9 protein-coding genes and 1 rRNA gene are annotated in these 13,953 nt (G+C 59.5%); 4 read left to right on the top strand and 6 right to left on the bottom strand.

Features of this window, described 5'->3' with window-relative positions; all coding sequences use genetic code 11:
- Nucleotides 1-57 precede the first annotated feature (57 nt).
- A 5S ribosomal RNA gene (gene rrf, locus ACF8RA_RS23035) occupies nucleotides 58-173 on the top strand.
- 66 nt (nucleotides 174-239) lie between these two features.
- On the opposite strand, the gene ACF8RA_RS23030 is transcribed toward rrf, so the two are convergent.
- The 4 genes from ACF8RA_RS23030 to ACF8RA_RS23015 form a co-directional block, all read right to left on the bottom strand.
- Nucleotides 240-2,654: a TonB-dependent siderophore receptor gene (locus tag ACF8RA_RS23030; RefSeq protein WP_392488444.1), complete on the bottom strand. Its 2,415-nt coding sequence runs from the start codon at nucleotides 2,652-2,654 to the stop codon at nucleotides 240-242.
- 165 nt (nucleotides 2,655-2,819) lie between these two features.
- Complete coding sequence (locus ACF8RA_RS23025; RefSeq protein ID WP_176685781.1) at nucleotides 2,820-3,776, bottom strand: FecR family protein; 957 nt, start codon at nucleotides 3,774-3,776, stop codon at nucleotides 2,820-2,822.
- 4 nt (nucleotides 3,777-3,780) lie between these two features.
- Nucleotides 3,781-4,284: a sigma-70 family RNA polymerase sigma factor gene (locus ACF8RA_RS23020; protein ID WP_176685778.1), complete on the bottom strand. Its 504-nt coding sequence runs from the start codon at nucleotides 4,282-4,284 to the stop codon at nucleotides 3,781-3,783.
- A 106-nt stretch (nucleotides 4,285-4,390) separates the two neighbouring features.
- On the bottom strand, nucleotides 4,391-5,080 hold the full coding sequence (locus ACF8RA_RS23015) for a GntR family transcriptional regulator (protein ID WP_176685777.1): 690 nt from the start codon (nucleotides 5,078-5,080) through the stop codon (nucleotides 4,391-4,393).
- A 203-nt stretch (nucleotides 5,081-5,283) separates the two neighbouring features.
- Between ACF8RA_RS23015 and lapG the strand changes: the two genes are divergently transcribed.
- On the top strand, nucleotides 5,284-6,045 hold the full coding sequence (gene lapG / locus ACF8RA_RS23010; RefSeq protein WP_176685776.1) for a cysteine protease LapG: 762 nt from the start codon (nucleotides 5,284-5,286) through the stop codon (nucleotides 6,043-6,045).
- A 10-nt stretch (nucleotides 6,046-6,055) separates the two neighbouring features.
- Complete coding sequence (gene lapD, locus ACF8RA_RS23005; RefSeq protein ID WP_392519607.1) at nucleotides 6,056-8,002, top strand: cyclic di-GMP receptor LapD; 1,947 nt, start codon at nucleotides 6,056-6,058, stop codon at nucleotides 8,000-8,002.
- A gap of 154 nt (nucleotides 8,003-8,156) precedes the next feature.
- On the opposite strand, the gene ACF8RA_RS23000 is transcribed toward lapD, so the two are convergent.
- Nucleotides 8,157-9,515, bottom strand: a complete 1,359-nt coding sequence (locus tag ACF8RA_RS23000; protein ID WP_176685780.1) for an HlyD family type I secretion periplasmic adaptor subunit — start codon at nucleotides 9,513-9,515, stop codon at nucleotides 8,157-8,159.
- 7 nt (nucleotides 9,516-9,522) lie between these two features.
- The gene (locus tag ACF8RA_RS22995; RefSeq protein WP_176685774.1) at nucleotides 9,523-11,679 is read right to left on the bottom strand and encodes a type I secretion system permease/ATPase; all 2,157 of its coding nucleotides are present in this window, start codon (nucleotides 11,677-11,679) and stop codon (nucleotides 9,523-9,525) included.
- 991 nt (nucleotides 11,680-12,670) lie between these two features.
- On the opposite strand from ACF8RA_RS22995, the gene ACF8RA_RS22990 reads away from it, so the two are divergent.
- Nucleotides 12,671-13,953 (top strand): retention module-containing protein (locus tag ACF8RA_RS22990; RefSeq protein ID WP_392519606.1); only part of this gene is annotated, 1,283 nt, incomplete at its 3' end.

Here is a 13,953-nt window from a genome sequence, read left to right as displayed (position 1 = left end):
GTAGGAACTACAGAGATTCGCAGGCGCGTCCAAGGGACGGGCCAGCACACAGAATTTCTTGACGACCATAGAGCATTGGAACCACCTGATCCCATCCCGAACTCAGCAGTGAAACGATGCATCGCCGATGGTAGTGTGGGGTTTCCCCATGTGAGAGTAGGTCATCGTCAAGATTCAAACCCAAAGCCCCTGTCTGCGATGCAGACAGGGGCTTTGTCTTTTCCGGGTTTCAATATCGGTTAGAACTGATAGCTGACCGTGGCGCTCACATTGCGCTCTTCACCCATGTAGCAGTAGTTCAGGCTGGCACATGAGGTGATGTAGCTTTCATTGGTAAGGTTGTTGGCGTTCAAGCGCACATCCACACCCGTCAGACCGACCTTGCCCAGGTCATAGCCGATCGAGGCGTCGAACAGGGTGTAGGAAGGCACCTTCATGCTGTTTTCCGCATCCACCCAGCTGTACCCCACATATCGCACCCCACCGCCCAGCCGCAGGCCATCCAGTGCCCCCTGGCGGAAGTTATAGTCGGCCCACAGCGAGAGCATCTGTTTCGGCGCCTGAGTCGGCGAATTACCCTTGTTGTCCAAGTTGCCCGACACAAGGCTCGGCATTGACTTCGAATACTCGATATCGGTGAAGGTATAGCCACCCAGCAGTTTGAGGCTGTCGGTCAGTTGCACATGGGCCTCCAGCTCCAGCCCTTGCGAGCGGACTTCACCGACAGGGCGGTAGAAGTCTTCGTCAGGCTGTTTAGACGCCAAATTCTCCTGCTCGATGCGGAACACCGATGCGGTGAACAGGTTGTCGCTCCCTGGTGGCTGATATTTGATGCCAGCTTCCCACTGAGTGCCCTCCGTCGGTGCCAGCGGCCGGCCTTGCTGGTCGGACACGGTATTCGGGTTGAACGACTCTGAGTAGCTGATGTAGGGCGCAATGCCGTTCTCGAACAGGTAGAGCACTCCTGCCCGGGAGGTGAACCTGGAGCGCTGATCACTGACCTTGCTGTCGCTGTCACGGTCCTCTTCGGACACCTTCACCCAGTCCTGGCGCAGCCCCAAGGAAAAGCGCCACTGGTCCAGCTCCACGAGATCCTGCAGGTACACACCCGTTTGTTGCAAGCGCCGCTGGTAGCGGTTCTCGCCCAGTACCTGAAGGTTGCCATTGCCGTACTGCGGATTGCCGGCATCCAGCGGGTCGACGGTGCCATAACGCCATGTCACGTCGGCTTTGCGCCGCTGGTAGTCGGCCCCCAGGAGCAAGGTGTGCTTGGCGGCCCCGGTAAAGAATTCTGCCTGCAGCATGTTATCAATGATGTACGAATGCAGACGCTCGTCGCCGCCGGTATAGGCGCGGTTTAGCATATTGCTGTCAACATCTGCCCAGCCGGCGGCGTACACCTGGTCCATCGACACGTCGGAATCCTGATAGCGAAAGTTCTGCCGCGCGGTGAACACATCATTGAAGCGGTGCTCAAACTGGTAGCTGAAGGACTGCTGAGTGCGCTCGTAGTTGTCGATGCTCGGCTCGCCTTCGAAGAAATGGTCTGACAGGCGTAAACCGTTGCGCTTGTGCAGCATGCCGTCTGCAGGGTTGCCGCCGTGGTATCCACCGTCAGGGTCGTGCTGCAAATAGGCCTGCAGCGTGAGTGAGGTGTCTTCGGTGAAGTCGACGCTGAAAGCAGGGGCGATTGCGTAACGTTCTTCCTTGTTATGGTCGAACTGAGTGTCGGAAGCATCCGCCAAACCCGTCAGTCGATACGCAATGCGTTTGTCGTCATCCACAGGACCACTGAAGTCGAAGCCCACGCCACGCTGGCCCTGAGTACCTACCGTGGCCTGAACCTGATGGTAAGGGGCAAAGAGTGGCTTCTTGGTGGTCAGGGCTACCAGGCCACCTGGCGAGCTTCGCCCGTACAGTACCGAAGACGGTCCTTTGAGAATGTCGATGCGCTCAAGGAAGTATGGGTCGACCTGCATGGTGCTGTAGGTGCCGTTGTCGCCCATTGACTTGAGCCCATCGACGTAGATGTTGTCCACCGAGCCGTCGTTGAAGCCGCGCATGGCTGCATAGTCGTAGCGATGGGTGGCACCGTAGGGGTTGGTCAGTACTCCAGGCGTGTAGCGCATGGCTTGGGCTACGGTCTGAGAGCCCTGATCGTCCATCTGTTGGCGAGTAACTACCGAGACCGATTGGGATGTCTCCACCAAAGGCATGCTGGTCTTGGTCGCCACTTGGCTGTGCGTGGCGTTGTAACCCTCCATGCTGCCCAGTGCGTTGCCGAGGGAGAAACTACGAATGTCGGTGTCTGGCAATGCCAGGGCGGCGTTCTGACGTTGTGCCTGCAGCACATAGTTACGTCCCTCCTGGTTGACGGCTTCCAGCCCGCTGCCATTTAGCAACTGGCGCAGCGCCTGATCGGTAGTGTACTGCCCCTGCAATCCGTTGGAGTGCAGGCCATCGGTCAGCTGAGGTGTGCTCGACAGGGTGATGCCGGCCTGGCGAGCGATATTGTTGAGCACGTCGGTCAGTTGGCCAGCTGGTATTGCATAGTGTTGGCTCGCTTCGGCTGTGTCGGCCGCTACGGAAAGTTGCGGAGCAGTTGCCAGGCCCAAGGCGGCACCAAACAGAACAGCCCGGATGGCATGGCGCAAGTGAGCTGATTGCAGGACTGGACGAAAATCATTCGGGATGTAAGTGTGGGTTGACACCGGGCTGAGAGGCATGAAGGGTCCGTTAAAGTGTTGAGGGCAGAAAGTGTCGCTTACTGTCCTAGCCGGACCTGGATTCAAAACCCGCCAAAAATCGATAACGCCTTATCAGGTCATGCTCTCCACATGCACCCACCAGCGTGTACGTCGACGAAGTCGTACGGGCAGCGTCTGCGGCAGCAGCCGAAGCAGTTGATCCGGATCTTCGAGCCGGAATACCCCTGACAGGCGCAGGTCGGCAATCTCATTGCTGCAGCCCAGGTAACCATGGCGATAGCGGCTGATCTGTGCGAGGAAGTTGGAGAGGCGCATGTCCTGAGTGACGATCAACCCTTCAGTCCAGGCCATCGCATCCATGTCCATGTGTGCGAGCCGGTGCGCACCTTGAGCATCCACGCGCCAGTTCTGGCCATTTTCGATCCACTGCAGTTGGCCACTACCAGGCTGGTGTATCGCCACTCTGCCGTGGCTGACGCTGACACGTGTGCAGTCACTATCCTGGTAGGCCACAAAGCGACCTTCGAAGCCTTCAAGCAGCGCGTCGCGGGTTTGTAGCAGCAGGGGATGCCGGGGGGTGCAGCTGATCATCAATTCCCCATGCTTCAGGCGAACCAGACGCTGTTGATCATGGAAGGCCAAGTCCACGGCACTGCAGGTATTGAGTTGCATCAGTGAGCCATCGGGCAGGGTGAAGACGCGCCGCTCGCCCGTGCCGGTGGCGTAGTCTGAGGCCCAGGCACTGACAGTATCGAGATCTTTGGCCAGCCAGCTCGCCGATCCTGCCATGACAATGCCGCCAAGCAGCTTCAGTGCCTGCCGGCGACGCAGGCGCTGCTGGCTGGTTTCCAGTGTCTGCAATGCCAGCCCGGCACCGGGGATAGCGCGCAGGTCAAGGTCCTGATGAAGGTGAACCACACGCTGCCAGGCCTGTTCGTTTTCGTGGTGGATGCTGCGCCATTGCGCGCACTGTTGTTGCAGAGCCGGATCGTGTCCGCTTTCACGCAGCCGCAACATCCACTGAATGGCTTGCCTGACCGTTTTTGTATCAGGGCGTGCGACGATCATGGATTCAGCAGTCGTCTTCATAGCGCAGCACGTAGCAGTGATAGAGCGCATCGGCGATGTAGCGCTCAACGGTGCGCACGGAGATCCCCATCTGTTCGGCGATGGTCTGATGCTTCAGCCCCTCGCATTGAGCCAGCAGGAATGCGCGACGTACCTTGGGTTTGAGGCCGTCGAGCATGCGTGCGATGCGCTCAAGCAATTCCAGCAGCAGCTCGCGGGTCTCGACTGAGGGGACCAGTGCTTCCGGCACATGGGCCAAAGCCTCCAGGTAGGCCTTGTGCAGTTCCTCGCGGCGCCAATGATCGATCACCAGCCCACGCGCTACCGTGCGCAGGAAGGCCCTGGGTGCATTCAGCTGCAATTGTTCACGACGCTGTAGCAAGCGTACGAAGGTATCCTGGGCCAGGTCAGCTGCATCGGCTGCGTTGCCGAGCTTGCTACGCAGCCAGGTATGCAACCAGCCGTGGTGGTCACTGTAGAGCGTTTGCACGGAATCGTTGCTGGGCATGGAGGAGGGCGCCGGCATCAATGGACGTTAATGATAATTAGTCTCATTGTTGGCGGAGCAAGATTAATTTGCAACCCATCAGTTCGCGCGTAAAGCCGGTAACGGGCTAACGCCCCAATTGCGTATCCAGGTAATTGCGGATCACCCGCGCCCCGCCATTGAGGTGCCGTTCCAGCACTGCTACCGCTTCGTCCACCAGCTTGTCGCTGGCCGCATCTACCAGTGCGTTGTGATCGTCCTGAGTCAGCTTGCCCAGGCCCATGGACGAAAGATGGAAACGCAGGAAGCGTTCTTCCTCGTTCAGTTCGTTCTCGATAAGGCGCAGTAGTTTCTTGTTCGGCGCCTTGCTGTACAGCGCCATGTGGAACAGGCGGTTGAGGCGGCCAATTTCGGCGTGGCTGGTCTCGCTCTCCAGTTGCTCGATATACCCGCGGGCGCTGGCAATGTCGCTGGCATCAAGCAGCGGGATAGACTGGCGCAACGCCTCGCTCTCGAGCAGTACGCGAAGGGCATAGGTGTCCACTGCATCCTCGCCGATCAGCGGTGCAACTACGGCACCCTTGTGCATCTCCACTTTCAGCAGGGACTGCGCTTCGAGCTGGCGCAGAGCTTCGCGCACGGGCATGCGACTGACGCCGTACAAGGTGGCGAGCTCTTGTTGGCGAATTGCAGTACCAGGTGGCAAGCGACCATCGAGAATGGCGCTGCGCAGGCGTTCTTCGATCACGCCACGGGCCTGGTGCGGCAACAATTGCTCGCTGGCCAGCACATTGCTCAATTTGATTTTCTTGGCCACGCGACGCCTGCCTCAACGATGACTATATTGGATCCAATAACGCTAGTAATAGCTTGTGAGGGTGTCAAACCTGCACCCACACTGGTACGGGCGCCCCAAAAGCGCGGCTATGGTGGAGTAAGTCGCACGTCAAAGGAAGCGACCTATAGAAAGATGTAAGCAGAAAGTATAGGCGGGCTGACAGCCGGGTGCGTGATTGCAGGGTGCCATTGTCTTTTGCTGTGGCAAGCCCCAACATCGCTGCTTTCGACTGGTCTGAACAGGGCTTCGCAGTGGCGATATCCTGGTTGCTCAAAACCGTTGTGCGATATGTCGGCTTTGCCGCGCTGCTGGGCAGTCTTCTGCTGGGCGGCTTGCATGCGGATTGGGATTTCTCCCAGATCAGCCGCAAGTCGCAGGCCCTGTACGGCCCACTGGGCGTCGGGAAGGGCCGCATTGATGCCTGGCAGAACCTGATGGCCACGCAGAAGCAGGGTACCGAGCTTGAACGGTTGCAAGTGGTCAACCGCTTCTTCAACCAGCAATTGCGTTATGTCGAGGATATCGATCTGTGGCATGAGGTCGACTACTGGGCCACACCTGTGCAGGCACTGATCAAAGGTGCAGGGGACTGCGAGGATTACGCTATCGCCAAATATTTCAGCCTTCGCCGCATGGGAATCCCCAGCGAAAAACTGCGCATCACCTACGTCAAGGCGCTGCGGCAGAACCGGGCACACATGGTCCTGACCTATTATTCAAGCCCACAGGCCCAGCCTTTGGTGCTGGACAGTCTGATGGATGCCATCAAGCCGGCAAGCCAGCGTATCGACCTGCTGCCGGTGTACGCCTTCAATGGTGAAGGGTTGTGGCTGACAGGCGCGGCAGGGAACAAGAAGGTTGGTGATACCAAGCGGCTGTCACGCTGGCAGGATTTGTTGAAGAAAATGCAGGCCGAAGGGTTCCCGGCCGAGCCGGTTTACTGAAGGAGCACAGATGTCACTGTTCAAACAATTGCTGTTGGCCATTTGCCTGTTCCTGGTGGTCGCCTTCAGTGGCAGTTTCATGGTCAGCCTGGAAAGCTCGCGCAGCCAGTACGTCAACCAGTTGCGCTCGCACGCCCAGGATGCGGCCACTGCGCTGGCGCTTTCCCTGACACCGAATATCGACGACCCAGCGATGGTCGAGCTGATGGTCAGTTCGATTTTCGACAGTGGCTACTATGCAAGCATCAAGGTCGTCGACCTAGGGTCCAACGCCGTGCTGGTGGAGCGTCACGCCGAACCAGACCCTGGCGGTGTCCCGCGTTGGTTCGTGCGCTTGATCGGCCTCGAGGCCGCCGGCGGCGATGCAATCGTCAGTCGTGGCTGGCAACAGGCCGCGCGCGTTGAAGTGATCAGCCACCCGATGTTCGCCCTTGCCAAGCTTTGGCAAAGTGCCTTGGGCAGTCTGGGTTGGTTGCTGTTGTGCGGTGCGGCCAGTGCCGTGCTCGGTGCGTTGCTGTTGCGCCGCCAGTTGAGGCCACTGGACTACATGGTCGAGCAATCCCACGCCATTGCCCGCCGCGAATTCCTTAGCCTGCCAGAATTGCCACGCACGCCGGAGCTACGCCGCGTGGTGCAAGCAATGAACCAGATGGTCGAGAAGCTCAAAGCCCTGTTCACCGAGCAGGCCGAGCGCAGTGAGCGGCTGCGGGCGGAGTCCTATCAGGACAGCCTGACCGGGCTGTCGAACCGCCGCTATTTCGAAATGCAGCTGAATACTCGGGTAAGCAACCTGGAAGACGCGCGCGCCGGCTACCTGCTTTTGTTGCGGGTTCAAGGCCTGGCCGGCCTTAACGCCCGCCTTGGCGGCCAGCGTACTGACCAGTTGTTGCAAGCGGTAGGTGAACAGCTGCGCCGTACTTGTGCCAGCTACCCGGAAACCAACGACCTTATTTCCCGCAGCCGCGGCGGCGAGTTTGCAGTGCTGGCGCCGGGCATGGTGCATGAGGAGGCAGTTCAGCTTGCCCAGGCTCTGGAGGCAACGTTGCAGAGCCTGCACGAAACGGGTGCCAGTGATATCGACCCGGTGGCATGCATAGGCCTGGCGCCATTCAGCCCTGGTGATTCACCGCAGGCGTTGCTGAAGCTCGCCGACGAGGCTCTGGCCCGCGCTGAGAACCAGCCAACGCCGGGTTGGGTATGCCTTGAGCAAGGTGTTGCCGCGGTTGCTGCTGACAGCCAGCATGACTGGCACGAGCGGCTCGATCAGGCGTTCATCAATGGGCATTTCGAGCTGTTCTTCCAGCCCGTGATGGATTGCGCTTCCACGCAACGGGTACTGCACCACAAAGTTATTTCGCGTTTGCGGGATGGCCAGGGCGAGGCTTTGCCGGCGGGCCGCTTCCTGCCTTGGCTGGAGCGCTTCGGCTGGATGCCGCGGCTTGATGTGCTGGTGCTGGAGAAAGTGTTGGCGCACCTGCGAGGGCATGACCAGGTACTGGCGTTGAATCTGTCCGCCGCCACCCTGGCTGACCCCAAGGCCCTTCAGCGCGTTTTCGAGCTGCTGGGCCAGAACGCCGCGCTCGGCCCGCGACTGGTTTTTGAAATTGGCGAGGAGCAGTTGCCTGAGCAGGTAGCATTGGAGCAACTTACCCGGCGCCTGCATGGGCTTGGCTTCGGGTTGGCGTTGCAACGCTTTGGTGGGCGCTTCAGCATGATTGGCAACCTTGCGCACCTGGGCTTGGCGTACCTGAAGATTGACGGCAGTTACATCCGCAACATCGATCATGAGCAGCACAAGCGGCTGTTCATCGAAGCGGTCCAGCGAGCGGCGCACAGCATCGACCTGCCGCTGATTGCCGAGCGAGTCGAGACGGAAGGGGAGCGGTTGGTGTTGCAGGAGATGGGAGTAGGCGGGATTCAGGGGCAACTGGTAGGTGAGCCTGCGCCCTGGCGCTGAACGGCTTTTTGCGCCCCGCCTTAGAAGCGATCTAGCCGGACAAGGGCCGCGGAGCGGCCCCGGGGTTCACGTAGCGATGCACGGGGCCACTTGTGCAGCCCCGTCGTGACACAAGGCCGCTCCTGCAGCAATGGCGAAACCAGCAGGCCGGCTATCACCGCTCGCGCAGGGCTTCCGAGCGCGCCTTCATGATCGGCTTGAGCAGGTAGCTCATGATGGTCTTCTTGCCTGTCATGATATCTACCGTCGCCACCATTCCCGGAATGATCAGCAGTGGCTTCTCGTCAGTCCCCAGGTGGCTGCGATCAGTGCGCAGCTTGATCAGGTAATACGTAGTCTTCTTGTCTTCATCGGTAATGGTGTCGGCGCCAATCTGCTCCAGCTTGGCCTTGAGCCCACCGTAGATGGTGTAGTCATACGCGGTGAACTTGACCGTCGCTTCCTGGCCAGGGTGCAGGAAGGCGATGTCTTTGGGCAGGATCTTCGCCTCGATGACCAGCGTGTCGTCCAGTGGCACGACTTCGATGATATCGCTACCTGGCTGGATTACCCCGCCAATGGTGTTCACCAGCAGTTGCTTGACGATACCCCGCACGGGCGAAGTGACCAGTGTGCGGTGCACCCGGTCGTCCAGCGCCTTGCTGGTGGCGGTAGCCTTGTTCAGTTCGGTGCGTGCCTCGTTAAGCTGGGTCAGGGCTTCACTTCGGAACTTGCCGCGAGTCTCTTCGATCTTGCTTTGCACCTCGCGGATGGCCGCCTCTGCGCGCGGGATCGCCAGCGCAGTGGAATCCAGCTGACCGCGGTTTTCCACTTCGGCGCGGCGCAGGCGCAGCACTTCAACCTGGGAAATCGCGCCGGTTGCTACCAGCGGTTCGGACATACTGATTTCCTTGCGCAGCAGCGCAAGGCTGTTGGCATACTGGGTGCGCTTGGAGCTGTATTCGCGCAGTTCCTGCTGGCGTTGGACCAACTGCTCTTGCAGGCCGCCAATTTCGTCTTGCAGTTGCTGGCGCCGGCTCTGGTACAGCGACTCTTCATTGGCCGCCTGGTTTGGCGCGGCTTTACGCAGCTTTTCGTCGATTACCAACGGGATGTCCTGGACCTCGGCACTCAAACGTTCGACCCGCAGGGCCATGGCCAGGCGGTCGGCCTCGGTTTCACCTACGTTGGAGGCGAAGCGGGTTTCATCCAGGCGCAGCAATGGCTGGCCCACTTCGACGATCTGCCCCTCCTTGGCGAAGATTTCGGCGACGATGCCGCCCTCCAGGTTCTGGATCTTCTGCACCTTGGAAGACGGAATGGCCTTGCCTTCACCCCGCGTAACTTCGTCGATTTGCGCAACGCTGGCCCATACGATCAAGAACACGAAGAACAGGATCACGCCCCAGATGGTCAGCCGTACCACCCGCGGCGCATCTTCGATCAGGGCTTTGTTTACCTCTGGCAGCGGCTGGCCGCCAAGCGAGTCGCTGCCTTTGAAATAGCGCCGCAGGCCGTCCTTGAACTGCCCCATATCCAGCTTATGCAACACTGATCTGCCCCTTCTTCAGTGCATCCATGACCGCGGCTTTCGGGCCGTCGGCGACAATCTGCCCGCGATCGATCACGATCAGCCTGTCTACCAACGACAGCAAAGAGGCACGGTGCGTGACCAGCAGTACTGTCTTGCCCTCCACCACCGCGTGCAGGCGCTGCTTGAGGCGTTCTTCACCGGTGTTGTCCATGGCGCTGGTCGGCTCGTCCAGCAGCAGGATCTGCGGGTTGAGCAGCAGCGCACGGCCCAAGGCGACATTCTGCCGCTGGCCGCCGGACAGGTTCTGCCCGCGTTCACCCACCTGCAGCTCGTAGCCGTCGGGGTGCAGTCGGGCAAATTCATGTACGCCCGCCAGTTCAGCGGCCTGCAGGATCAGTTCGTCCTCGATGTAGCGGGCGCCGCTGACCAGGTTGTCACGCAAGGTGCCGGCGAGCAGCTGGATGTCCTGTGGGACGTAGCCGATGTTGTGACGCAGTTCGCTGACATCGATCTGGCGAATGTCTACTCCGTCGACCAACAGCGAGCCACCATCGGCCTCGTAGAGGCCGACGATGAGCTTGGCCAGCGAGCTCTTTCCCGAGCCGCTGCGGCCGATGATGCCGACCTTCTCGCCGGGGCGGATGGTCAGGTTGATATTCTTCAGGGCCAGGTTCTGCTGGTTCGGATATGTGAAGTCGACTCCGCGGAACTCGACGCTGCCCTGTAGCACCTTGCGGCTCAGCGGGCGTTCTTCGAAGTTGCGCTCTTGCGGCAGATCCATCATGTGGTCGGTGGAAACCATGGTCACCTTGGCTTGCTGGTAGCGGGCGAGCAGGCCGTTGAGCTGGCCCAATGGGCCGAGGGCGCGGCCGCTGAGCATGTAGCAAGCCACCAGGCCGCCCATGCTTAGGTTGCCGTCGATGATCAGGTACACGCCGACGCAGATCATTGCCACGCCTGCCAGTTGCTGAATCAGCAGGGTGATGTTCATCGCCAGGCTCGACAGCACTTTCACCCGCAGTTCCAGCCGGCTCAGGGTGCCGAGAGTTTGCTCCCACATGTACTGGCGTTCGCTTTCGGCGTTGTTGACCTTCACCGCATCCAGACCCGCCAGGGTTTCGATCAGGCTGGACTGGCGCTCTGACGCCAGAGCCATGGTCCGCTCCATGGTCGCCATCAGTGGCCGCTGCAGGGCGTAGCCGATGCCCAGAGCCAGCGGGAAGGCGATGACCGGTATCCACACCAGGTGTCCGCCAATGATGGCGATGACGACCAAAATCAGGATGGTAAAGGGCAGGTCGATCAGGCTGGTCAGGGTCAGCGAGGCGAGGAAGTCGCGCAGGCCCTGGAACTCGTGAATGTTCTGGGCAAAGCTGCCGACCCGTGCCGGTCGGTACTTCATCGACATGCCGACGATACGTTCAAACAGCGTTGCCGAGATGATCAGGTCGGTCTTCTTGCCGGCCAGGTCCAGGCACAGGCCACGCAGGCCTTTGAGGATCAGGTCGAAGATGTACGCGCCGGCGATACCGATGGCCAGTACCCAGAGCGTCGAGGTGGCCTGGTTTGGCACCACCCGGTCATACACATTCATCACGAACAGCGGCGCGGCCAAGGCGATCAGGTTGATCACCAGGCTGGCGGCGATGGCGTCGATATACAACCACTTGCTGCGCAGCAGGGTGTCGCGGAACCACGACTTCGCACGTGGGATGAGGTTGCCATGGTTTACATCGAACTTGTGCTGCGGCTGCGCGAAGAACACTCGGCCGCTGTAGTCGCTTAGCAGTGCTTCGCGGCTGACGTGTACCTCGCCACCGTCGCTCTCGCTGAGTAGCAGGCGCGCGGTGTCGTCGTTCTCCCAGCCGAGCAGCACGGCGCTGCGGCCCTCCTTCAGCAACAGCATGGCCGGCATGGCGATACTCGGGATCTGCTCCAGCTTTCGCTGAAGCACGCGCCCCTGCAGGCCGGCCCGGGCCGCGGCGCGGGGCAGCAGTTCCGGGTTCAGGCGCTGGGCGGGTAGCGGTAGGCCAGTTGTCAGCATGACCCGGCTGGCGGGCTTTTGATGCAGGACACACAGGCTCAACAGACTATCCAGCAGCGGATCGTCATGCTGACTGCGTGGATCGTGGCTGAGTTGGACTCGACTGACTTCGGATTCCACGCGGCGCTCTCTTCATCCTTGTGGTGGGTGGGGTGGGTGTGCCGTCGTTAAGGTCAGACCGGCTTACCCTGGCTCTCTTTGGTGCTGTAAAGCTGTGCTGATATGGGCTATCACGCCCTGGTGCTTGAGCAGCTGCCAATGTTCGCCTTGAATCGGTGTTGAGTAAACAATTCTACGTGCTTCATTTTCACCAGACGTAGTGGAGCAATGATTGTTTCATTTTTGGTCCAGCCATCATCCGCTTGTTGCAGCATAGCTTGCCACCCAACCAAGGGATGCAAGGGCCTTGGGCTCCAGCTTAGTCATTGTCATTAAACAGGCGCTGGTTTATTGGCGCATGCCTGTAGCTTGTTAGTCAAAATTCATCTATAGAAAGCAGATCCATTGCCTTCTAGCATTCAATATTCGCGAGCGCTTTCCCATGAGCGGGATGCAAGTATTTGCGCACTCGTACGTCATGTCTTTGATTTGCGACAAATCGCTGCTCGTGGCTCGTGCAGAGTTGAAAGCCTGGTGTGCCTCAGCGAGCACACGCTCTCGGCTCTGGCCGGTTATCGGCCTCTGCGGGTCGCATTCCGGCAAGGTTTGTGCTTATTCGGCAGTCAGTGTCCGGGTCATTGACAGTGATCTGGATATTGACGCCAGTAACGCTGACATTGCCGAGGTAAGACAACCGCGCCGCATGATTTATGGCTACTGAGGTGTATGAAAAACTGCTGGGGCTGACGGCTTAACACGTTTTAGATGACGTAAGACATTTGTCCTTGGGAAACGCTTGGCTAAGGTACAAATATCAATGTGACATTACATTGCCGATTGTTTAGGATGGCATGTATAAGGTCAATAGTTTGGCAGTCAAGCAATTCCAAAAAGTTATAGACGGAATATTGACGTCAAAAACGTCAAGAGATCATCGACATAGTTCCGCCTGAAGTGGCTACCAAGCGCCGCTCTGGCAGGGAAGTACCCATCGGGTCACACGGAGAGTCCAATGAGCAGCGTTGTAGCCATCGTCAAAAGCATTGTCGGCCAGGTTATTGCGGTATCCCCAGAGGGCATCCGGCGTGTACTTATCGAAGGTGACCGTCTATTGACCGGTGAAGAAGTGCTCACCGGTCCTGGTGGCGCAGTGACGCTGGAGCTGGCTGATGGCCGTATGCTCGATCTGGGCCGTGACAGCCAATGGAGCGCCGATGCGCCTGACAGCAGTACTGACCTGAGCCAGGCGGCAGCCCAGGCCGCGCCTTCGGTGGAAGAGCTGCAGCAGGCTATTGCTGCTGGTGTTGACCCGACTACTGAACTTGAAGCTACCGCCGCTGGCCCGTCAGCAGCGGGCGGTGGTGCGCTGGGCGGTGGCCACAGCTTCGTGATGCTCGAAGAAACGGCTGGCCGAGTTGACCCGACGGTTGGTTTCCCGACGGATGGGCTGGGCTTTGCGGGCGTACTCGATAACGAAGAAGTGGGCCTGCTGGACACGAACGGCAACAACCTGGTGACCACACCGACGACGGATACCAACGTCGCTACTGATCTGATTCTTGGCGCAACCCCTTCTATCAGTGAAGCGGGTGGCGTAATCGTTTATACCGCCACCGTTGGTCAGGCACCGACCACCAACCTGGTAATTACTCTGTCCAACGGTGCCGTGATCGTCATTCCGGCCGGGCAGACCAGTGGTAGCGTCAACGTCGTAGTTCCGGCAAACGATACCCCCTACATCGACGGGGGGCAGATTTCGGCGACCGTGACAGGTAGTGCCGGTGGTGGCGGGCTGGCGGTGACATTGCCGCAAACGCCAGCGGTTACCCAAGTGACCGATACCCTCGACAATACCACCGCAACCCTGACTGCTTCGCCAAGCGTGACCGAAGGCGGCGTGATCACCTACACCGTGACCCTGAGCAACCCTGCCCAGACTCCGGTGACCGTGACCCTGTCCAACGGCCAGGTCATCACCGTTGAAGCGGGCAAGACCCAAGGCAGCGTCGACTTCCAGACCCCGGCCAATGACGTCTACAACAACGGTTCGACTGTCAGTGTCACGATCGAGAACGCCACGGGCGGCAACTTCGAACAACTGACCCCGAACCCGACGCCGGCTCAGACCACGATCAACGACTCGGTCGATGCCACCACTGCAACCCTGACCGCCTCGCCAAGCGTGACCGAAGGCGGCGTGATCACTTATACCGTGACCCTGAGCAACCCTGCCCAGACTCCGGTAACCGTGACCCTGTCCAACGGCCAGACCATTACCGTTGAAGCGGGCAAAAC

This window comes from Pseudomonas sp. FYR_5 (assembly GCF_043106315.1).
Taxonomy (GTDB): domain Bacteria; phylum Pseudomonadota; class Gammaproteobacteria; order Pseudomonadales; family Pseudomonadaceae; genus Aquipseudomonas; species Aquipseudomonas putida_Y.
This window is presented reverse-complemented; position numbering and strand designations above follow the sequence as displayed.